The organism is Paraburkholderia sp. RL17-381-BIF-C (assembly GCF_046026435.1).
GTDB lineage: Bacteria > Pseudomonadota > Gammaproteobacteria > Burkholderiales > Burkholderiaceae > Paraburkholderia.
Genome location: NZ_JARESX010000011.1, coordinates 15,682 through 34,601, shown reverse-complemented (window position 1 = coordinate 34,601; position 18,920 = coordinate 15,682). Strand labels below are relative to the sequence as shown.

The following is an 18,920-nucleotide window of genomic DNA, read 5'->3' as shown; positions in this document are numbered from 1 at the left end:
GATAACAACGACCAGCATTCCCGCAATCCTTTTGATAACGGAGAAACGCATGACCACGCGCGCAGGATGGATTTCTCGCCTCATGGTGCCGACCGTACTGTCGTTCGCCGCTTTGAGCGCGAGCGCACAGCAGACCATCAAGATCGGCGAGATCAATAGTTACAAGGCGCAGCCCGCCTTTCTCGGGCCTTACAAGAACGGCTGGAATCTCGCGCTCGACCAGGTGAATGCCGCGGGCGGCGTGCTCGGCAAACAACTCGAGGTGGTATCGCGCGACGACAACGGCAATCCCGGCGACACGATTCGCGTCGCGCAGGAACTGATCGCGCGCGAGCAGGTGCAATTGCTGTTCGGCGGCTTCCTCTCGAACACCGGCCTCGCACTGACCGACTTCTCGAAGCAGAAGAAGATTTTCTTCCTTGCTGCTGAACCGCTGACCGACAAGATCGTGTGGGCCGACGGCAACAAATACACGTACCGTTTGCGACCTTCCACATATATGCAGGTGGCGATGCTCGTGCCCGAAGCCGCCAAGCTGAAGAAGAAGCGCTGGGCGCTGGTCTATCCGAACTACGAGTATGGGCAATCGGCGGTGGCGACTTTCAAGAAACTGCTGACGGCGGCGCAGCCCGATGTGCAGTTCGTCGCAGAACAGGCCACGCCGCTCGGCAATGTCGATGCGGGCGCGGTGACGCAGGCGATCGCCGATGCCAAGCCGGACGCGATTTTCAACGTGCTGTTCGGCGCGGACCTCGGCAAGTTCGTGCGTGAGGGCAATACGCGCGGACTCTTCAAGGATCGCAGCGTGGTGTCGCTGCTGACGGGTGAGCCGGATTATCTCGACCCGCTGGGCGCGGAAGCGCCGACCGGCTGGATCGTCACGGGCTACCCGTGGTATTCGATCGATACGGCCGCCAACAAGAAGTTCGTCGACGCCTATCAGGCCAAGTACCACGACTATCCGCGGCTCGGCTCGGTGGTGGGATATTCGGCGTTGATGTCGATTGCCGCGGGGATCAAGAAGGCCGGGTCGGTCGATCCGGATAAGCTCGCCGCCGCGTTCAAGGGCCTCGGCGTGGAGACGCCGTTCGGGCCGATCACCTATCGGGCCCAGGACAATCAGTCCACCATGGGCGCGTACGTCGGCGTGACGGGGTTGAAAGACGGCAAGGGCGTGATGACGTCCTACCGGTATATCGATGGCGCGAGCGTTCAGCCGTCGGATGCCGAGGTCAAGAAGTTGCGGCCCGCCGAGTGAGGTCGTGACGCCTGCGGCGCGCGGCGCCGCAGGCGGGTAGCGCGATGCACGACGTTCGAACTCGCGGCCACTTGCGGGTCGAGGCGGCCAGCGACCGCAGGTCTATGCGGCTACCCACGCGCGCGTCAACGCGGCCCCCAAGAGGCAACGCGCGGCGACAAGCGGAGAATCGGAGGACTACTCCTCCGCGTCGTGCTCGATCACGAATCGCTTCAGATAAGCCAGTACGGCGGCTTCGACCGCGCGATGATCCGCGGTGCTCTTGGAGCCCGCATTTTCTTCGTCGCCGAACAGGGTGGAGGGCGCATTGTGCACGTCCACTTCCTGGCCTTCGCGAAAGACGCGAATCTCATGGACGTCTTCGGCGTATTCGGCGATCCAGTGCACGCCTTCAATATGCGCGCCTGCGCGAACGGTAGGGATTTTCATGGACGTCTCCCGTCGGGCCGGACCACGCGCCAACCCTTGCCAATACCATACGCTGTCCAGCTGAGCGGCGCGAGTTCTGTCCGCCGGTTTCCTGATGTTTCGCCGCGATTCGGCGCATTCCTCGAATTTTTGCCATCGTTCGAGCTTCGCTTCGCAATTCCTTGCGCCGGGCGCGATGGCGCCGACTTCATCGCATGAGGGCGCTTTGATGGGAACTGGCCGGCGCGCCGCGCTGCGGCACACCCGTTGCTGCATGACATGGGCCACAACCAACCGGAGAATGTCATGCCCGAACAGAAAACCCTCAAGCGTGCCCACGCCGACAAGCGCGCGGGCAAGTCGTCGAGCACCCAGGCCGGCGAATTCGTCAAGGAACAGGTCGACAAGGTGCGTGCCGGCAAGCACGGCGTCAGGTCGGCCAAGCAGGCGATTGCGATTGGGCTCTCGGAAGCGCGGCGCGCGGGCGTCGCCGTAAAGTCGCCCAAGAAGGGCGCTGCGAGCGAGTCCACGCGCAAGAAAGCCGCCACGGATAAAGCCGCGGGTCAGCACAAGAGCACCACGAAGAAGAGCGCGGAGTCGACGGCGAAGCGCTCGCGCGCCGCCACCAATGCATTGAAGCGTGAGGGAAGCGCCGGCGCATCGCGCACGGCGCTGTCGAAACAGACAAAGACGGCCGCGGCCAAACGTCCGGCGGCGAGCCGTTCCGCTGCAGCGAAGAAGGCCGCCGCGACGAAGGGTGCTGCGGGCCGCTCTGCGGCGGCCAAGAAGGCGGCCCATACGAGGGCTTCGCGCGCGCACCATTGATAGCGCGCGTTCGGGGCGCATCTGGCGCGCGTTTGCCAGGCATTTGCCGATCAGGCGGCGCACACGATGCGCGCCGCCTGATCGAGTGCTGGATTACTGCACCGTAGCCAGCACGTCGCCCACGGTCTTGAAGATGTGCGCAATCTGCTCTTCGTTGATGATGAGCGGCGGCGAGAACGCGAGGATATCGCCCGTAAAGCGCACCAGCACGCCCGCTTCGAAGCATTTGACGAACGCCTCGTAAGCGCGCGCGCCCGGTGCGCCGTCGCGCGATTCGAGCTCCACGCCGGCGATCAGGCCGAGGTTGCGCACGTCCTTCACATGCTTCGCGCCGCGCAGCGAGTGGGCGGCCGCTTCGAACGTCGGCGCGAGCGTCGCGGCGCGTTCGAACAGACCCTCGCTGCGATACAGGTCGAGCGTGGCAATCGCGGCTGCCGTGGCGGCCGGGTGAGCCGAATACGTATAGCCGTGGAACAGTTCGATCGCGCCTTGCGCGCCGCTGTTCACGATCGTGTCGTGGATCGTGCGGCTTGCGGCCACCGCGCCCATCGGGATCGCAGCATTGTTGATCGCCTTCGCCATCGTGATCAGGTCCGGCGTGACGCCGAAGTATTCGCTCGCCGTGGCCTTGCCGACGCGGCCGAAACCGGTAATCACTTCGTCGAAAATCAGCAGGATGCCGTGCTTCGTGCAGATCTCGCGCAGCTTTTGCAGATAGCCTTGCGGGGGAATCAGCACGCCCGTCGAGCCGGCCACCGGTTCGACGATCACGGCGGCGATCGTGGATGCATCGTGCAGCGTGACGATGCGCTCCAGTTCTTCGGCGAGATGCGCGCCCCAGGCCGGCTGGCCTTTCGAGAACGCGTTCTGTTCGAGGTTATGCGTGTGCGGCAGGTGATCGACTGCGGGCAGCAGCGCGCCCGAGAAGGTCTTGCGGTTCGTGGCGATGCCGCCGACCGAGATGCCGCCAAAGCCCACGCCGTGATAACCGCGCTCGCGGCCGATCAGGCGGGTACGCTGGCCTTCGCCGCGCGAACGGTGGTAAGCCAGCGCGATTTTCAGCGCGGTGTCGACCGATTCCGAACCCGAGTTCGTGAAGAAGATGCGATCCAGACCTTCCGGCATCAGTTCGGCAACTTTCGTGGCCGCTTCGAAGGCGAGCGGGTGGCCCATCTGGAAGGTCGGCGCGAAATCCAGTTTGGAGAGCTGCTGGGTAATCGCAGCGATGATTTCCTCGCGACCGTGGCCGGCATTCACGCACCACAGACCCGCGCAACCGTCGAGCACTTCACGCCCATCCGAGCTGCGGTAATACATGCCCTTGGCCGATTCCAGCAGGCGCGGCGCGGCCTTGAACTGGCGGTTGGCGGTAAAGGGCATCCAGAAAGACGACAGATCGTCGATGACGGGGCGCGAAGTCATGTGTGTTTCCTCGAAAGTGGATCCCCAGGGAGACTTCCTTTGGGGCGTAGCAAAACTGTAGCGTTCGCGGTTTAATGGCGGCATAAACAGTTGACGCAGTGTGGCGCTAACTGTGTTGGTGGATTCGCACTAACTGTGTCGATGCGCGCCGGACCGGGGGTCGGGCTCCGTCATTCGCCCGTACAGCCGCCCGCCGCGGCCCGTTTTTCGTCCTGACCATGATCGAACTAGAACTCGAGCGCGACCGGCGCGCCGCTCCCACGCTCGTCGAGCAGGTGGTGCAAGGCTTCGCGCGCGCCATCGAGGCGCAGTCGCTGCGCGCCGGCGCGCTGCTGCCGTCGGTGCGCCAACTGGCGCAAAGCCACGACCTGAGCACCTTCACGGTCACGGAGGCGTACAACCGGCTCGTTTCGATGGGGCTTGTGGTCGCGCGCCGCGGTTCCGGCTATCGCGTGGCGGCGCGCTCGCAATCCACGCGGGTTGCCGCCACCGACTGGCAGCCGCCGAGCCTCACCGCAACCTGGCTCCTGTCCGACGTGTTCGCCGACCATTCCGTGCCGATCAAGGCGGGCGGCGGCTGGCTGCCGAACGAGTGGATCAACGAAACCGGTTTGCAGCACGCGTTGCGGGCGGTGAGCCGGGTGCCGGCGGCGCGCCTTGGCGACTACGGGCATCCGTATGGATTCGCGCCGTTGCGCGAACGGATCGCCGAGCAACTCGACCGGCGCGGCTTGCCCGTGGATGTCGCCAATGTCCTGCTTACGCAAGGCGCGACCCAGGCGCTGGATCTGATCGTACGCACCTTGCTGCGCGCGGGCGACGCCGTGATCGTCGAAGATCCCGGCTATTGCAATCTGCTGCAGATTCTCAAGCTGGCGGGCCTCGAAGTGCATGGCGTGCCGCGCACGCCGGCGGGCGTCGATACGGACGTGCTCGAAGCGCTGGTCGCGCAGCACAAGCCGAAGGCGATCTTCGTCAATACCACGCTGCAGAATCCGACCGGCGCGACCTTCGGCATGTCGGCTGCGTTCCGCTTGCTGCAGATTGCCGAGCGTCAGCGCATGTGGGTGATCGAAGACGACGTGAGCCGCGAACTCGCGCCATCCGGCGCGCCGCTTTTCGCGGCCATGGAAGGCTTACAGCGCGTGCTGTACGTTGGCGGCTTTTCGAAGACGGTGACGCCGGGGCTGCGCTGCGGCTATGTGGTCGCCGAACGCGCCGTACTGCGTGAGCTGGCGCGTACGAAGATGGCGGTGGGTTTGACGTCGTCGGAGGCGATCGAGCGGATCGTCGACAAGGTGTTGCTGGAGGGGCGCTACGCGCGTCACGTGGAAGCCGTCAACGAGCGTCTCAAGCTCGCGCATGCGACCGTTGAGGAGCGGCTCGATTCGCTCGGTCTGGAGCTGTTTCACCGGCCGCGCGCGGGGCTGTTCCTGTGGGCGCGCTTGCCGGTCGACGCGGAGCGGGCCGGCGAAGTGGCGACGGCCGCGCTTTCACACGGCATCTGGCTTGCGCCGGGCTCCTACTTTCGTCCCGACGATGCCCCGAGCGCCTGGTTCCGCTTCAACGCGCCATATTCAACTGACGACGCGTTGTGGCGCTTCATCGAGCGGGTCGGGCAGGGCGCGTTATAGCTGTCGGGTTCACGCGCTCTGGCCGAGCAGCTTCAGCGCGATCGGATACAGCGACAGCACCAGCAGCAGCGCCATGGCCACATTGAAGATACGCAGCCGCTTCGGGTCCGATAGCACCTGCCGCATGGCGGTGCCGAAACCTGCCCACAGGCAGATGCACGGAAAGCCGATCACGTAGAAGATCACCGCCATGGCGATGGCGTTCATGCTGTAGCTCTCGCTGAGGTGGATCGTCGTGGCGGCGGTCAGCACCATCATCCATGCCTTCGGATTGACCCACTGGAAGGCGATGGCTTCGTAGAACTTCATGGGCCGTCGCTCGCCTTTCTTTACCTTCAACTCACCCGAGGTGCCGATCTTCCACGCGAGGTAGAGCAGGTAAGCGACACTCGCAACTTCGAGCACGGTGTACAGCACGGGGAAATGGACGAAGGCTTCCCCCAGACCGATGCCGACCGACAGCATCAACAGCACGACGCCGGCGCTGATGCCGGACAGATGCGGCAGCGTGCGGCGAAACCCGAAGTTGACTCCGGAGGCCAGCAACATGGTGTTGTTCGGACCGGGCGTGATCGTGGTGACGAGCGCGAACAGGATGCCGGCGGGCAGCGCACTGAGACTGAGATAAGACATGAAATGCTCCGCTGTCGGACGAAAGGGGATGGGAGCATTCTAGCGATCGTGGCCGGTACAGTACCTGTACGGTTATTGAGATGGTGTCCGGTACGGGCGGCGGCGATGATGGAGTTTGGGCGATCGCCGTTGTTCAAATGCAATGATAAGTCGTCGCTTATTCGTCAAGTTGATTGCTTGGGCCATCGCCACGTTGGATCGGAAAGATGCTCGGCAAAGTAATCGGACAGCGCCGCCACCTTCGCGGGCCGCGCACGCGCCGACGGCGTGACGAAGTAAAGGCCGCCTCTGGTCAGCGACCAGTCGGTGAGGATCGCTTCGAGTCGGCCATCGGCCAGATACTCGCCGGCGATGAATTCAGGCAGTTCGGCAATCGCCAGGCCGTCGAGCAGCGTGGGCAACAACGCATCGGAATTCGTCACGCGCAGCGGGCCGACGGGCATCACCGGCTCCTCCTCGCCCGCGTCGTTCGTGAAGCGCCAGACATCGCTGCGCGCGCGATACGCGTACGAGAGACATGGCCGATCCACCAGCTCGCGCGGATGCGCGGGCCGCCCTTCGCGCGCCAGATATTCGGGCGACGCCACCACGTATTGCGTCACCGCGCACAGCCGCCGCGCCACCAGCGACGAATCGGGTAACGCGGCAATACGCAACGCGGCGTCGAAGCCATCGGCGACCAGATCGACCGATGCATCCGATAGATGCAGGTCGATCGACACTTCCGGGTACGCGCGGAAGAAGCCCGGCAGCAGCGGCGCGACCCAGCGCAGCCCGAACGACATCGGCACGGCCAGGCGCACCAACCCGCGCGGCTGCACCGACATCTCTCGCGCCGCGCTTTCCGCCTCCTCGGCCTGACGATAGATATCGCCAGCCTTCTCGCAGATCGTCCTGCCGAACTCGGTCAGCGACAGCTGCCGCGACGTGCGGTTAAAGAGCCGCGCGCCCAGACGATCTTCGAGGCGGGCCACGCCGCGCGAAACCGTCGCCACCGACACCCCCACCGCGCGGGCCGCAGCCGCGAACGATCCCTCCTCAGCGACCTTCGCGAACATCGCGAGTCCCTCGAAATCCGGCAGCCTCGCCATTTCCCCTCATCTTTGCATTTATGCAACGTTAGATTGCAATCAATTCTATTTAGAAAATACCCGGCCGTCGATATTCTCCTCACATCGCAGCACGCAACACCGAACCAGCCAACACCCACTTCCACTGAACGAACCGAAAGGAGCAAGACCATGGCACGCAAACTCGACAACAAGATCGCACTCGTCACCGGCGCAACCAGCGGCATCGGCCTCGCCACCGCGCAGCGCTTCGCCGCCGAAGGCGCGCACGTCTACCTCACGGGCCGCCGTCAGGCCGAACTCGACGCCGCCGTGAAAAGCATCCGCGAAGCGGGCGGCCAGGCGAGCGGCGTGCGTGTCGACTCCACGAAACTGAACGAGCTCGACGCGCTGTATGCGCAGATCAAGGACGAACAGGGCCGACTGGACGTGCTGTTCGCCAACGCCGGTGGCGGCTCGATGCTGCCGTTCGGCAACATCACCGAAGAACACTTCGACGACACCTTCAACCGCAACGTGAAGGGCGTGCTGTTCACGGTGCAAAAGGCGCTGCCGCTGCTGGCCAAGGGCGCGTCGGTGATTCTCACGGGTTCGACGGCGGGTAGCGCGGGCACGGCGGCGTTCAGCGTGTACTCGGCTTCGAAGGCTGCGGTGCGCTCGTTTGCACGCAACTGGATCCTCGACCTCAAGGACCGCCAGATCCGCGTGAACACGATCAGCCCGGGCGCGACCCGCACGCCGGGCCTGCTCGACCTGGCCGGCGACGACGCCGCCCAGCGCCAGGGTCTCGCCGATTACCTGGCGGCGCAGATCCCGATGGGACGTCTGGGCGAACCGAACGAAATCGCAAGCGCCGCACTGTTCCTCGCCTCGGATGACGCGAGCTTCGTCAACGGCATCGAACTGTTCGTCGATGGCGGTCAGCAGCAGATCTAAGCGTGGCCCGGCGCATGGATGCGGTTCTACGCGCCCCATGCGCCCGAACGGAGGTTCATCATGATCGAACATCGTCCTTTTCATTCGCTCGGCGCGATCAGGCGCGACTGGCTCGACGCGCGGCTGCATTTCGGCGTGGGCGTGAGCGGGCGCGCCGATCATCCGCCACTGGGTCCGCTTTACCTGTGGAATGACGATGAATTCGCACCGCGCTCGGGTTTCGGCCTGCATGTGCACCGGGACGTCGAGATCGTGACCTGGGTGCGCTCGGGCGCCATCACGCACGAAGACGACGCGGGCAATTGCGCCCGGCTGGTCGCCGATTCTGTGCAGGTCATAAGCGCGGGCGCGGCGATCTATCACGCCGAGCGCAATGAGGAACATGTGTCCGCGCGGCTATTCCAGATCTGGCTGCGTCCGCGCACGACGGGCGGTACGCCGCGTTGGGCGACGCGCGTCTGTTCGCGCGAATGTCGTGAAGGCTGCTTTATCACACTGGCAAGCGGCAATGAGGATGATGTCCGCGCGGGCGCGCTGCCCGTCAATGCCGACGCACGCGTGCGTATCGCGACGCTGCGCGAAGGCATGACAATAAAGCACGAGTTGCCGATGCCCGGCTCAGCGTATCTTGTTGCGGATCACGGGCGGCTCGATGTGGGATCTATCCAGCTCGCTGCGCGCGACGGTGCAGCCGTCCGGGATGAGGCGAAGCTAGATCTGATAGCGCATGACGATACGGATGTGATGATCGTCGAACTTTTGGGCTAAGGCGAATGAACCTTGTTGTTGTGTGCGACTGTCACCGACCATATCTCGGCCGTTCGAGCCTCCGACCAAAATCGTCAACAATCGAGAACCGAAACCGAAGACAAAAACGAAAACAGAAACGGGCCATGAGTGCCGGGCGGCAGTCCTATGGGATATTCATGTGCGGTCGAGACAAGATGGAAAACGAGCGCCGCTGAGTGGTGGAAATACGTTTGCCTTCGTGAAGCGGGAGATGTCATGCGTAATCTTCAGCGTACCAAATGCGCCAGATCCTTTCGCATGCACGCGCCGCTCCGGGATATTGGTAAAGCAATGATCGATCAGCTCGCCAAACCTATACCTAAGTATCGGTCAGTGAGGCGACACTGACGATTTTTTCAGCGAGGCATCAGTGCCTCTTGAAAGTGTTTCATCGGAAATCGTATAGAGCCCGGCGCCAACCTTCTCTATGCTAAATCGCGGGTAATTGCTCTGTTGCAATTCAATCCGCGAAACAGTCAATACAATTGGAGTCTGGAATGAAGAGGACGATCGCATCAGTCCTTTGTATCGGCTATTTCGCTTTCGGCGTCGCGGCACATGCTGCCGATTCCGGCAACACGTGTCCTGGGCGGATTAGTCGAAAGGACGCGTCGTCGAGAGTCATTGGTCATTCCTTGCGGGAATAGCGGTTAGCACTCCGGCCGGACTTCACGGGATGTCGAATGCCGCGCAAAGTTCGTTCCGCGCGCTCTCACGCTCGAAGAAATTCCCGGCGTGATCGAAGAATTGCGTCGCATTGCGGCGCTTGCGAAACCGCGCGGGCTTCCTGTTCGAGGTGCTCGATGCCATCGGTTCGGTTTGGGACGCTGGCCACATCGCGGTGCGTCTTTCGCCCGGAAGCTCGTACGGCACGATGTCCGATAGCGATCCGCATGCCACGTTCGGCTATGTCGCGCGTCGTCTGGATGCCTATGGGCTCGCGTATCCGCATGCAGTCGAGCCGAGAGTGCGCGGTAACGATGACGTGGCCGCGGCGGCCTCGGCTAGAGACTTGCGTCGCGTCTTCAAAGGCACACTCATCGCGGCGGGTGGCTTTACTGCGGATAGCGCGCAGCGCATCATTGAAGCAGGCGACGCCGATCTCGTCGCGTTCGGGCGCCTGTTTATCTCCAATCCGGATCTGCCGGAGCGACTGCGCGTCGCGGCGCCATTGAACCACTACGACCGCTCGACGTTCTATGGCGGCGATGCGCGCGGTTACACCGATTATTCCTTCCATAGTGCAGCGCCGGTTATCCAAGGAGGGAGCGAGCATCGTAACCGGCCCCGCCCCAGGATCGCCTGCCGCGGGGCCGAGTTGTTCCTGCGGATTGCGTTGACAGAGACCGATCGGCAACGGCAATTTCATCGACCAGGTTCTGGCGCGATAGACTTCCAACTGAAAACATCTTAGCCACTATACGGACTTCACGATCCTTCAAGGAAAAGCAGCCACATGGACCGGATGGCAGCAATGGAAACTTATGTCAGTGTCGTGGAGGCAGGTTCATTCTCGGCGGCCGCAAAACGGCTTAGGCTCGGGCAGCCGGCCGTCTCGAAGTCGATCGCGCAACTCGAAGAGCGGCTCGGCGTGCGACTCCTGCTGCGCTCCACACGCGGCCTGACACCCACCGATGCCGGTCAGCGGTTCTACGAGCACGCGCGGCGCGCAATCGAAGAAGTGGATGTTGCTGAACAGGTGGTGCGCGACGCGTCTACCGGACTGTCGGGCGTGCTACGCATCAGCGCCGCGGTGACGTTTGCACGCCTGCACATCCTGCCGGCGCTCAAGACCTTTATGAACCGCCACCCGAATCTGCAGATTGATATCGTGCTGGACGACCGCACCATCGACCTGCTCGAACAAGGCGTGGACGTTGCATTGCGCATGGGCTCGCTCGACGATTCGGCCATGACCGCGCGTCGCATTGGGCGGAGCCGGAGGCTGGTCGTCGGCACGCCCGGCTACTTCGCCGAAGCAGGCGTGCCGAAATCGCCCGCGGATTTGAGCCAGCACCAAGCCGTGGTTTATTCGTTGCGCGGCGGGGGCGAATCCTGGGCGTTCAGCCAGCACGGCAAGGAAGTAGCAGTGGTCGTGTCAGGACGCGTCAGTGTCAGCGCCGCCGAGGGCATCCGCACGACGGTGCTCGGCGGCATGGGTCTCGCGATCGCATCGGAATGGATGTTTTCTCCGGAACTTGCCGATGGTACGGTCAAAGCGGTGCTGACCGACTGGGAATTGCCCCTGATCGACCTTTGGGCGGTATTCCCTGCCGGACGCCTGGTGAGTGCGAAGGCGCGCGCCTTCGTCGCTTTCGTGGAGGAGGTACTGGGCGTCGCGTCTGCCGGCAATGCCGGTACGCCCTCAGAACCCTAGCTTGCCAATCGACGCGCCGCCGTCGACGTACAGCGTCTGACCGGTCATGAAGGCGGCTATGTCAGAGAGCAGAAACGCGATCGTCCCGGCAATTTCACCGGGCTTGCCGAAGCGGCCCATGGGCACTGCGGACAGATAGCGCTGCTCGCCCTCGCTTCCCGATGGGTTGTTCGCTCGGAACAGTTCGGTCTCGGTCGGACCGGGCGCGACGGCATTCACCGTGATGCCCGTGTCGGCTAGTTCCAGCGCCCAGGAACGTGCAAAGCTCACCAGCGCCGCTTTCGCCGCTGCATAGGCAGTGCGCTGCGTCATGCCGAGAATCGTCAGGCTGGAAATGTTCACGACCCGTCCCCAGCCCCGGGCTCGCATACCGGGAAGCAACGCCTGAACGGTCTGGACCGCCGGATGGAGGTTCAGCGCGAGGACGTCGTCGAGATCGTCGAGCGCGACTTCACCCAGACGTTGTGGCCTGACCAGCGCAACATTGTTCACCACGCCGTCAAACGAATGCCGGCGCACCAGATCCCGGAGCACGGCGGCGGTTGCATCACGATCGGCGAGATCGACACGGACCAGTTCACCCGGAAAATCGCTTGCTTCACGCGCGAGGCCAACGACACGGTGGCCGTCGCCAATCAGGCGCTCTGTCAGCGCGAGACCGATGCCTTTGGTCGCGCCGGTAACGAGAAAAGTACGCTGTGTCATCAAATGTCCTTTAAGAACAGGAAGGAATCGAAAAGCCGCGGCGGGTTCTCCGGCGCGGCGTAGTGACCGGTTAGCCTTTAGCGCTGAGCAGCAAGGCTCAGGCGTTGGCGGTCGCTTTTTCCAGAATCGGGAACATATGCGACGGGTCGGGACGACGCGTGTAGTCCGGATTGACCTCGGAATACAGCACGATGCCGTCCTGTCCGATGACATAGCGCGCCGGCATCGGCAAGGTCCAACTGGGATCGTTGTTGAACGTCGGCAGATCGTTCTTCAGGTTCCTGTAAAGCTCGACCAGATAGTCGGGCAGCGTGAAACGCAGCCCGAACTCGGCGCCCGTCTGACCGTTCACGTCGCTCAGCACCGGAAAACCCAGTTCGTTGGTGCGCACCGACTTGCGGCTATTGACCGGCGTCTGCGGTGAGATCGCCACGACGTTCGCGCCATATGTCTGAATCTGCGGCAGCACTTCGTTGATCGCCTGCAATTCGATGTTGCAGTACGGGCACCAGACGCCGCGATAGAACGTCACGACCAGTGGCCCCTTCACGAGCAGCGCTGCGGAAGACACGTCGTTGCCATCCTGATCTTTCAGGTTGAAATGCGGAGCGCGGTCGCCGGCCTTAATGGCTCGGGCAGCCTGCCCGCTCGCAATCAGTTCTGCCGTGGCGCGTTCCATCACCGGATGAATCGCCGGCGGTGCGTTGAACGGCGGCTTGCCCGCCTTGAAGTCGGCCCTGAATGCGTCGAGTTTGTCCTGCAGTGACATGAGTGTTCTCCGTCGAGAGAAATAGAGGAATTGAGGAACCAACGAGCCGGTGGCTTCAGGCTACGTTCTGCGCTGCCGCAATGCGCGCCACTTCGGCCGCAGTGATACCTTCGAGCGCCAGGCCGTAGCCGATGCCTTCGTCGATCACGCGACGCAGCCGCTGGGTCAGGCCGATGCGGGTGTATTTGGTGGTGAGCGGGGGCTGCTTTGCGATAGTCGCGGCGATGGCATGCGCGCGATCCAGCAGTTGATCCGCAGGCACGATCTCGTTGACCACGCCCAGCGACTTCGCTTCCGCAGCAGCGAGTTTTTGCTGCGTGAGCACGAAGTACCGGCCGCGAATGCTGCCGATCATTTCCGGCCAGAGTAGATGGATACCATCGTTGGGAGCGATGCCAAAGGCGGCATGAGGCATGTCCTGGAACACCGTCTCGGGTGTCGCCACCACGATATCGCACAACAGGACGTATTCCGAATGCAGCAGGACCGGGCCGTTCAGCGCGGCGATCATCGGGACTTCGATGTCCAGGATATTCATCAGGATCTTGCGACCTTCGCGGAAGATCTTGTCATAGCCACGCGGCGTAAAGAAATCAAAACCTTCCGGCGAGATCGCGTCCATGAATGCGTCGCCGCTACCTGTCAGGATGACCACGCGGTTATCTGGGTCTTCGCCGATCTGGTGGAACATGTCGGTGAACTGTTCATGCGTATGGCCGTTGAAGACGAGCTTCGCGCCGTCGGTATGGAAACGCACTTCGAGCACGCCGTCCGACGTACGGGTCAGTTTGGCGTTGGGGTAAGCGTCTTTATAGCGGTCGAACGTGGACATGGCTGCTCCTGGGTGAACTTCGGTATGGGGCTAGACGGGGGGCCGCGAGGGGCTCCCCGAGACGGCTTAGGCAGCGACCGGTTTGGTCCACTCGTTACCGGCCATGAAGCCATCGAGTTCGGTGTGGACGATGTGGTTCGTGTAGTTGCTCATCACTTTGGTTGCCACGCCGAGAATGACTTCAAGGACGTTTTGACGGGTGTAGCCGGCGGCCAGGAATGCGTCGACATCTGCGTCAGGGACGAAGCCGCGCTCACGCACTACGAGCGTCGTGAAGCGATGCAGCGCTTCGAGCTTTGCATCCGGCAGCGGCGTTCCGGCGCGCAGCGCTGCGATCACGCCCGCGTCCATCTTGATCATCTTCGCCAGCGTGCTGTGACCGGCCATGCAGTAGTGGCAGTTGTTCTCGAAGTTCGATGTGAGGTAGACGACCTGCTGTTCGTGCGGCGTCAGCGTGCTTTTCGAGAACAGGTCCCACAGCGCCGAGTAACCGGCCAGCAGCGCCGGCGCTTCCGCCATATGCGCCTGAAGGTTGGGGACGAAGCCAAAGGCGCGCTTCGTGTCTTCGAGGCTGGCCTTCGAAGCGGCCGGTGCGTTATCGATCGTGTAGGTTTGGAAGTTGCTCATCGTTTTGCTCCTGCTGGTTGACGGTGAGCAAATGATGAAGGTCAGCGTTTTTTCGAAGAAGGCAGGCACCGTCGATAACAGTCATTCCTGGCAGGCATATAGCAATGGTTGAAGTGCTCACGCCTGAGAGGACAGATGGTCTAACGCAACGGGATGGATCGTTTGAATCTGGTCGACGGGTTTTGATCAATCAACTTTGAGGTGGGACCGACCGCTCCAGCTTTAAAGGCGGCCACACAGGTCGCGTGGGAGCAATTGAACGCTCGGGGTCGACTTTTGCCTTTCGGTTCCGACAAAAAAAAGAGGCTCTGTGAGTTCCGGAGCCTCACGCGATGACAAGGCGTCAGCGTCGTTTTCACTACGCCATCGAGCGCTGTCTAGCGATCTTCGCGCCATCCGTTGTCCGTCGTGACCATCGAGAGTTTGCCGGCGAAGTTCTCTTCGATGCTGTCCGCGTACTGCTCGACGGCTTCGTTACCGTTGAAGAAGTTATCGAGCAGCGACGAATTGACGTTGGGGCAGGTTTGCCGCATGGCACGTTCCATCGCGGCCTTTGCAGTTCGCGGGGCACCTTTCACGAGTTGATCGCCGCCGAGAAGCAGCGGCATGACCTTCTGATAGTCGGCCCAGCCGTCCTGATGGGCGACTTCGTATGCGCTCGCATCCTGGCCGGGGTTGGTCTGTATCCACGCTTGCTCTGCGGTCTTTCATGCGTTTTCGACGTCATGTGCGTGAGCGACTTGCTGCTTCAGATTGTCGACCTCCTGCGCATATTTTTCACCGGCATATGCCTTGATGTCGGGCGTCGGCTTAATCTTGATCGTATCGACCCTTCCGTCCAGGATACATGTTGGCTAGGCAGTGGCACCCGATTGTCGGGCGATATCGTGCATCCGTAAAATATCAACGTTCTGAGGAAGCGCCCAGATACGTTCCGGGGATTTTTGTGTAAAAAAATGACCTGATGTACCCGTCTTCTTCTGGTTGACTGTATTCGCCTTTTGACAGGATTTGACACTATACCGACATGGCGCTGGCTATTGATTCGGGTAAGATCGCGCGCATGGTCAATACGGTAATTGCGTCGCCTGATTTTAATTTTATGCGACATGGGTAATCGAAGTTGAACGGATATAAGTTTCAGGTTTGTCTTTTCCGTTTGGGTGGATTTAACGACACCTCCGATGCCCGAAGGCCATGTCTTTCAGAGTAGTCAATAGCGAAGTAAAGCAGGCTGCCCCGCATTGAGTGGCGGCCGTATGCGTTTTCCATACACGGGGTTCGGCATGGCTTACGAAGTGCTGCAGGGTGCGCTGCGCGCCGGATATACGCAGGTGGGTCGGCTGAACAGGCTCGACACGCCGCTCGGCGAGGACTGGCTCGTACCGATGTACGTGAAAGGTTCGGCCCGCCTTGGGGGCAATTTCGAATTCACTGTCGATGCCGTGTCGGCGTATGGCGAAAAGATCAAGCTTGGCGCGCTCGTGCTGAAGGCGGTCACACTGTGGATTCAGCAGAACGACGGCAGCTATATGTCGATCCACGGTTACGTGCAGCATGCCCGTCGTCTGGGAAGCGATGGGCCAATGACGTATTACCAGATTCAGTTTTCATCATGGCTGAGCTTTCTCAAGCTCAGCAGTGACTGCCGCGACTGGCAGGAAGCTGACGGCAGGCAGATTCTCGCCGATGTGTTCGCCAAGACCCCGCAGGCGCAGGGCCAGTATCGCTTCGATCTGCGCTCGCCGATCCGCTCGTATTCGCAACGGGTCCAATGGGAAGACGACTGGAACTTTGTCTACCGTAGCATGGAAGAGGTCGGTATCTTTCCGCGCTTCGAATTCGCGAAGGATGGCAAATCGCACACCGTCGTCATCATGGACGATCTGTACTTTGTTCCGCCGTTGCCGGAACAGGTGGTGAAATTCAGCCGTTCGGGTACGAGCGAGGAATTCGATGGCCTGACACAGTGGAGTGAGCAGCAGGATACGCAAAGCGAAGCGATTACGACGAACACGTTCGACTACATGCGACCTGACCTGCCGAAGGAGGTTAGCTCCCCCGCGTTCAATCAGGACGAACTGCCCGCGCAGGGTGAGAAGTACATCTATACCGGCGGGTACTCGTGGTCGGACAGCGAGATGGGCGAGACGCAGGCGCGCATTCGCGCCGAGGAAATGGCAAGCCGCTCCAAACGGTACTTCGGCGTCGGCAGCCTGCGGTGCGCACTGCCTGGCTACTGGTACAGGCTCGACGGCCACCCCGCTCACGACAGCGAACCAGCAAACGAACGTGAGATGGCGATCATTGCCGTCGACTGGCTGATCCAGAACAACGTGCCAGGTATCGAGGCCCTCGCGCGGTTCCCGCGGAGCCTGCGCGCCGAAATCGAGCAGGCGCGCGCAGCGGGCGCGGGATCGACCGTTCGCCACACGGACGGCAGTGCGGGATTCTTTCAGGTAGAGATTGAAGCACAGCGTCGGCGCGTACCGTTCCGCAGCCCACTCACACATCAAAAGCCCGAGATGCATCTGTACACCTCCGCCTTCACCCGTCTCCGGCATCCGTGTGCGCGATTCAGCAAACGGAAAGGTTATCGGACTGCTGCCGACAGGCTCTGAACTGATTGTCTCCACGACGGAAAAGTCGGAGAAGCCCGGCTGGGCGAAGATCGCGACGATCAGGAGCGGCACGCCGGTTGGGGCGGCAGCGGGTCAACCGGCGTCGCCACACGTGCCGTATGGCTGGGTGTATGTCAATGAACTGGACGTCATGATTGACCCGAAGCCGCTCGATCAGGTGGTGGTGCTCAAGACGCCATTCGCCGTGACGGCGGGGACGGTGGTCGGCTATCTTGGCCAGTATCAGGACTACAGCGATTCAAGTTCCCTGCCGCCGGGACGCACGCACCCCATGCTGCATCTGGAAACGTTTGCCGGACCGGATCTGCAGGACTTCATCAGCAGGAGTCGGGAACGGGTCAAGCAGTTGCCGGAGTCGAAAGCGTTCCTTGAAATTTCGCCGGGTGCACTGCTGGTGACGGATGTTCCCGAACCCGACCAGACTGACGCAGACTGGCCTGCATCTGGTGCCGCTCGCTGATGCGCAAGGCTCACGCTGGGTCAGGGTGCAGCCGAAGATCGCCCCCCCAGCGACGCCGACTGCATCGGCGCAGGCTCCGCACGGTCATCCCGGCGGCCATCATGGACACCATCCGGCACCGCCGCTCCAGAATGCCGGAACGCCGCTATGGATCGATGCGAGCCAGGCGAACCAGACGACGACAGGGGTCGTCAAAGGCTGGAAAGACTTTCCATTGAAGGTCGCGAACGCAAAGGGACCGGGCGCAGATTTCCGCGACGTGTTCCGCCGTGTCGACCTCGACAAGCTTGGCGCGCAGAACGTTGCGAAGGATGACAAAGGCCAGCGCTGGTGGAACATCACGATCGGCACGAAGGACGGCGCAACCCGTCAGGGCTGGGTGTGTGAGAAGGACCATCCGCTTACCCGCATGTGTGGTCCGTGGGACTGGCCTGGCTTTGACCTGATCGACAGCAGCAGCATCAAGCCTGTCGACATGCTCAAGCGTTACCTGCATGTCACACAGCAATTAATCGAAGGCGAGGACAAGTCGGAATTCGAATCGAGCGCGTCGCTCGTGAACGGTGGTGAACTCATCACGAAGCTGGAAAAGGCAGTCGATACGAATCACGACGGCAAGATAACGGCGCAGGAATTGAGGCAGGCCCAGCAGACACCGTGGCTCGCCGAAGCGCTTTCGCATCTGGTGGTGCGTTGCGAGAGCGAATGGGGTGGCGGCCCCGGCAAGTGGGAAACCCTGTCTCCGTTGATGAAACAGTTGCTATGGCTCTGGAAAAGCGAGCTTGAGCGGATCAACAAGCTGCAATGGTGGGAACAGGTGTCAGGCGTCGAGGGCTTCCCGAAGGAGCCCACGCCTTGGCATTTCCACCCGATCGGATTGATCGGCAATTTCAATCATGCGACGAGCGGACTAGACGAGCTTATCAAGAAAATAGGCGACGCCATTTCCGACGGCGAGGGTGGTTACGAATCGTACAATACGGGAACCAAGAACGTTCCGGGGGGAGGCGTTGGCCATTCATATATGCATCCTCCAGCAGGAACGGTTACCTCAAAAACAATCGATGAAATCTTGGCGACAGACCCACTCTCGGGTACTGATCCCAACCGGATGTTTGCGACAGGGAAATATCAAACAACTTTAAGCACACTTAGGTCTGGCAAGGCGGCTTTGGGATTGACCGGGAGTGAAAAATACGATGCAGATATGCAAGAACGTTTCTTCAGGGACTTTCTCTTCAAGAAGGCCGGCGGCGGCGCATTGGCTGATTTTGTGAAAAACGGGAAGGGAACTGTAAGTCAGGCCCAGTATGCAGCGGCGCAGGAGTGGGCTTCGATCTCCGTCCCCCAAGGTCTTCCTATTCAAGACGGTAGAGTATCGAACGGCCACATGTCGTATTATCAAAGTGCGGCGAACACGAATAATGATGGGTCCACCGGAAAGTTGGTGGCAATTCTCAAACAAATTGAAGGGATGAGGTGATAAGCGTGAGGCCTAATTTTTCTTTGAAATATAATTTTTGTGCGTTGCTG

Annotated in this window: 16 protein-coding genes and 3 pseudogenes; 10 read left to right on the top strand and 9 right to left on the bottom strand. The window is 61.5% G+C overall.

What is annotated here, in order from left to right; translation table 11 throughout:
- The first annotated feature begins 49 nt into the window (after nt 1-49).
- Complete coding sequence (locus P0D70_RS09755) at nt 50-1,258, top strand: ABC transporter substrate-binding protein (RefSeq protein WP_408184283.1); 1,209 nt, start codon at nt 50-52, stop codon at nt 1,256-1,258.
- Nucleotides 1,259-1,435: 177 nt separating this feature from the next.
- On the opposite strand, the gene P0D70_RS09750 is transcribed toward P0D70_RS09755, so the two are convergent.
- Complete coding sequence (locus tag P0D70_RS09750; RefSeq protein WP_007178046.1) at nt 1,436-1,687, bottom strand: hypothetical protein; 252 nt, start codon at nt 1,685-1,687, stop codon at nt 1,436-1,438.
- A gap of 285 nt (nt 1,688-1,972) precedes the next feature.
- Here P0D70_RS09750 and P0D70_RS09745 point away from each other — a divergent pair, with 285 nt between their 5' ends.
- Nucleotides 1,973-2,491, top strand: a complete 519-nt coding sequence (locus tag P0D70_RS09745; protein WP_408184282.1) for a DUF6496 domain-containing protein — start codon at nt 1,973-1,975, stop codon at nt 2,489-2,491.
- A 93-nt stretch (nt 2,492-2,584) separates the two neighbouring features.
- On the opposite strand, the gene aptA is transcribed toward P0D70_RS09745, so the two are convergent.
- On the bottom strand, nt 2,585-3,913 hold the full coding sequence (aptA, locus tag P0D70_RS09740) for an omega-aminotransferase AptA (protein ID WP_408184281.1): 1,329 nt from the start codon (nt 3,911-3,913) through the stop codon (nt 2,585-2,587).
- A 218-nt stretch (nt 3,914-4,131) separates the two neighbouring features.
- On the opposite strand from aptA, the gene P0D70_RS09735 reads away from it, so the two are divergent.
- A complete protein-coding gene (locus tag P0D70_RS09735) occupies nt 4,132-5,547 on the top strand; it encodes an aminotransferase-like domain-containing protein (RefSeq protein WP_091806794.1) in 1,416 nt (471 codons plus the stop codon).
- Nucleotides 5,548-5,556: 9 nt separating this feature from the next.
- On the opposite strand, the gene P0D70_RS09730 is transcribed toward P0D70_RS09735, so the two are convergent.
- Together P0D70_RS09730 and P0D70_RS09725 are read right to left on the bottom strand one after the other, a co-directional pair.
- Nucleotides 5,557-6,180, bottom strand: a complete 624-nt coding sequence (locus P0D70_RS09730) for a LysE family translocator (RefSeq protein ID WP_091806795.1) — start codon at nt 6,178-6,180, stop codon at nt 5,557-5,559.
- 164 nt (nt 6,181-6,344) lie between these two features.
- On the bottom strand, nt 6,345-7,271 hold the full coding sequence (locus P0D70_RS09725; protein WP_091806797.1) for a LysR family transcriptional regulator: 927 nt from the start codon (nt 7,269-7,271) through the stop codon (nt 6,345-6,347).
- A gap of 150 nt (nt 7,272-7,421) precedes the next feature.
- Here P0D70_RS09725 and P0D70_RS09720 point away from each other — a divergent pair, with 150 nt between their 5' ends.
- Nucleotides 7,422-8,186 carry an SDR family NAD(P)-dependent oxidoreductase gene (locus tag P0D70_RS09720; protein ID WP_408184280.1) on the top strand — a complete coding sequence of 255 codons (765 nt, stop codon included), beginning with the start codon at nt 7,422-7,424 and terminating at the stop codon, nt 8,184-8,186.
- A gap of 60 nt (nt 8,187-8,246) precedes the next feature.
- Nucleotides 8,247-8,954: a pirin family protein gene (locus P0D70_RS09715; RefSeq protein WP_408184279.1), complete on the top strand. Its 708-nt coding sequence runs from the start codon at nt 8,247-8,249 to the stop codon at nt 8,952-8,954.
- A 204-nt stretch (nt 8,955-9,158) separates the two neighbouring features.
- Here the strand turns inward: P0D70_RS09715 and P0D70_RS09710 are convergent.
- Nucleotides 9,159-9,254, bottom strand: a pseudogene (locus P0D70_RS09710) (catalase); the annotation flags it as partial.
- A gap of 487 nt (nt 9,255-9,741) precedes the next feature.
- Here P0D70_RS09710 and P0D70_RS09705 point away from each other — a divergent pair.
- Complete coding sequence (locus tag P0D70_RS09705; RefSeq protein WP_408184278.1) at nt 9,742-10,389, top strand: oxidoreductase; 648 nt, start codon at nt 9,742-9,744, stop codon at nt 10,387-10,389.
- Nucleotides 10,390-10,431: 42 nt separating this feature from the next.
- Complete coding sequence (locus P0D70_RS09700; protein ID WP_408184277.1) at nt 10,432-11,352, top strand: LysR family transcriptional regulator; 921 nt, start codon at nt 10,432-10,434, stop codon at nt 11,350-11,352.
- On the opposite strand, the gene P0D70_RS09695 is transcribed toward P0D70_RS09700, so the two are convergent.
- The 4 genes from P0D70_RS09695 to P0D70_RS09680 form a co-directional block, all read right to left on the bottom strand.
- Nucleotides 11,341-12,057, bottom strand: coding sequence for an SDR family oxidoreductase (locus P0D70_RS09695; protein WP_408184276.1), 717 nt, complete (start codon nt 12,055-12,057; stop codon nt 11,341-11,343). The two genes, P0D70_RS09700 and P0D70_RS09695, sit on opposite strands and share 12 nt — an antisense overlap.
- A 97-nt stretch (nt 12,058-12,154) precedes the next feature.
- Nucleotides 12,155-12,826 (bottom strand): peroxiredoxin-like family protein, encoded by a 672-nt coding sequence (locus P0D70_RS09690; protein WP_408184275.1) that lies wholly within the window; start codon nt 12,824-12,826, stop codon nt 12,155-12,157.
- A 55-nt stretch (nt 12,827-12,881) separates the two neighbouring features.
- Nucleotides 12,882-13,658, bottom strand: a complete 777-nt coding sequence (locus tag P0D70_RS09685; RefSeq protein ID WP_408184274.1) for an enoyl-CoA hydratase/isomerase family protein — start codon at nt 13,656-13,658, stop codon at nt 12,882-12,884.
- Between the two features lie 66 nt (nt 13,659-13,724).
- Complete coding sequence (locus P0D70_RS09680; protein WP_091806807.1) at nt 13,725-14,285, bottom strand: carboxymuconolactone decarboxylase family protein; 561 nt, start codon at nt 14,283-14,285, stop codon at nt 13,725-13,727.
- Nucleotides 14,286-14,617: 332 nt separating this feature from the next.
- Between P0D70_RS09680 and P0D70_RS09675 the strand changes: the two genes are divergently transcribed.
- The 3 genes and pseudogenes from P0D70_RS09675 to P0D70_RS09665 all read left to right on the top strand — a co-directional run.
- The gene (locus P0D70_RS09675) at nt 14,618-15,184 is read left to right on the top strand and encodes a hypothetical protein (protein ID WP_408184273.1); all 567 of its coding nucleotides are present in this window, start codon (nt 14,618-14,620) and stop codon (nt 15,182-15,184) included.
- A gap of 387 nt (nt 15,185-15,571) precedes the next feature.
- A pseudogene (locus P0D70_RS09670) lies at nt 15,572-16,828 on the top strand (phage late control D family protein); the annotation flags it as partial.
- Nucleotides 16,821-18,870: pseudogene (locus tag P0D70_RS09665) on the top strand (EF-hand domain-containing protein); the annotation flags it as partial. The pseudogenes P0D70_RS09670 and P0D70_RS09665, both read left to right, overlap by 8 nt.
- Nucleotides 18,871-18,920 lie beyond the last annotated feature (50 nt).

What these genes read in the sequence shown, in the direction of transcription:
- P0D70_RS09755 (WP_408184283.1), top strand. Translation starts at nt 50, where the DNA reads ATGACCACGCGCGCAGGATGGATTTCTCGCCTCATGGTGCCGACCGTA.
- P0D70_RS09750 (WP_007178046.1), bottom strand. Translation starts at nt 1,687, where the DNA reads ATGAAAATCCCTACCGTTCGCGCAGGCGCGCATATTGAAGGCGTGCAC.
- P0D70_RS09745 (WP_408184282.1), top strand. Translation starts at nt 1,973, where the DNA reads ATGCCCGAACAGAAAACCCTCAAGCGTGCCCACGCCGACAAGCGCGCG.
- aptA (WP_408184281.1), bottom strand. Translation starts at nt 3,913, where the DNA reads ATGACTTCGCGCCCCGTCATCGACGATCTGTCGTCTTTCTGGATGCCC.
- P0D70_RS09735 (WP_091806794.1), top strand. Translation starts at nt 4,132, where the DNA reads ATGATCGAACTAGAACTCGAGCGCGACCGGCGCGCCGCTCCCACGCTC.
- P0D70_RS09730 (WP_091806795.1), bottom strand. Translation starts at nt 6,180, where the DNA reads ATGTCTTATCTCAGTCTCAGTGCGCTGCCCGCCGGCATCCTGTTCGCG.
- P0D70_RS09725 (WP_091806797.1), bottom strand. Translation starts at nt 7,271, where the DNA reads ATGGCGAGGCTGCCGGATTTCGAGGGACTCGCGATGTTCGCGAAGGTC.
- P0D70_RS09720 (WP_408184280.1), top strand. Translation starts at nt 7,422, where the DNA reads ATGGCACGCAAACTCGACAACAAGATCGCACTCGTCACCGGCGCAACC.
- P0D70_RS09715 (WP_408184279.1), top strand. Translation starts at nt 8,247, where the DNA reads ATGATCGAACATCGTCCTTTTCATTCGCTCGGCGCGATCAGGCGCGAC.
- P0D70_RS09700 (WP_408184277.1), top strand. Translation starts at nt 10,432, where the DNA reads ATGGACCGGATGGCAGCAATGGAAACTTATGTCAGTGTCGTGGAGGCA.
- P0D70_RS09695 (WP_408184276.1), bottom strand. Translation starts at nt 12,057, where the DNA reads ATGACACAGCGTACTTTTCTCGTTACCGGCGCGACCAAAGGCATCGGT.
- P0D70_RS09690 (WP_408184275.1), bottom strand. Translation starts at nt 12,826, where the DNA reads ATGTCACTGCAGGACAAACTCGACGCATTCAGGGCCGACTTCAAGGCG.
- P0D70_RS09685 (WP_408184274.1), bottom strand. Translation starts at nt 13,658, where the DNA reads ATGTCCACGTTCGACCGCTATAAAGACGCTTACCCCAACGCCAAACTG.
- P0D70_RS09680 (WP_091806807.1), bottom strand. Translation starts at nt 14,285, where the DNA reads ATGAGCAACTTCCAAACCTACACGATCGATAACGCACCGGCCGCTTCG.
- P0D70_RS09675 (WP_408184273.1), top strand. Translation starts at nt 14,618, where the DNA reads ATGACAAGGCGTCAGCGTCGTTTTCACTACGCCATCGAGCGCTGTCTA.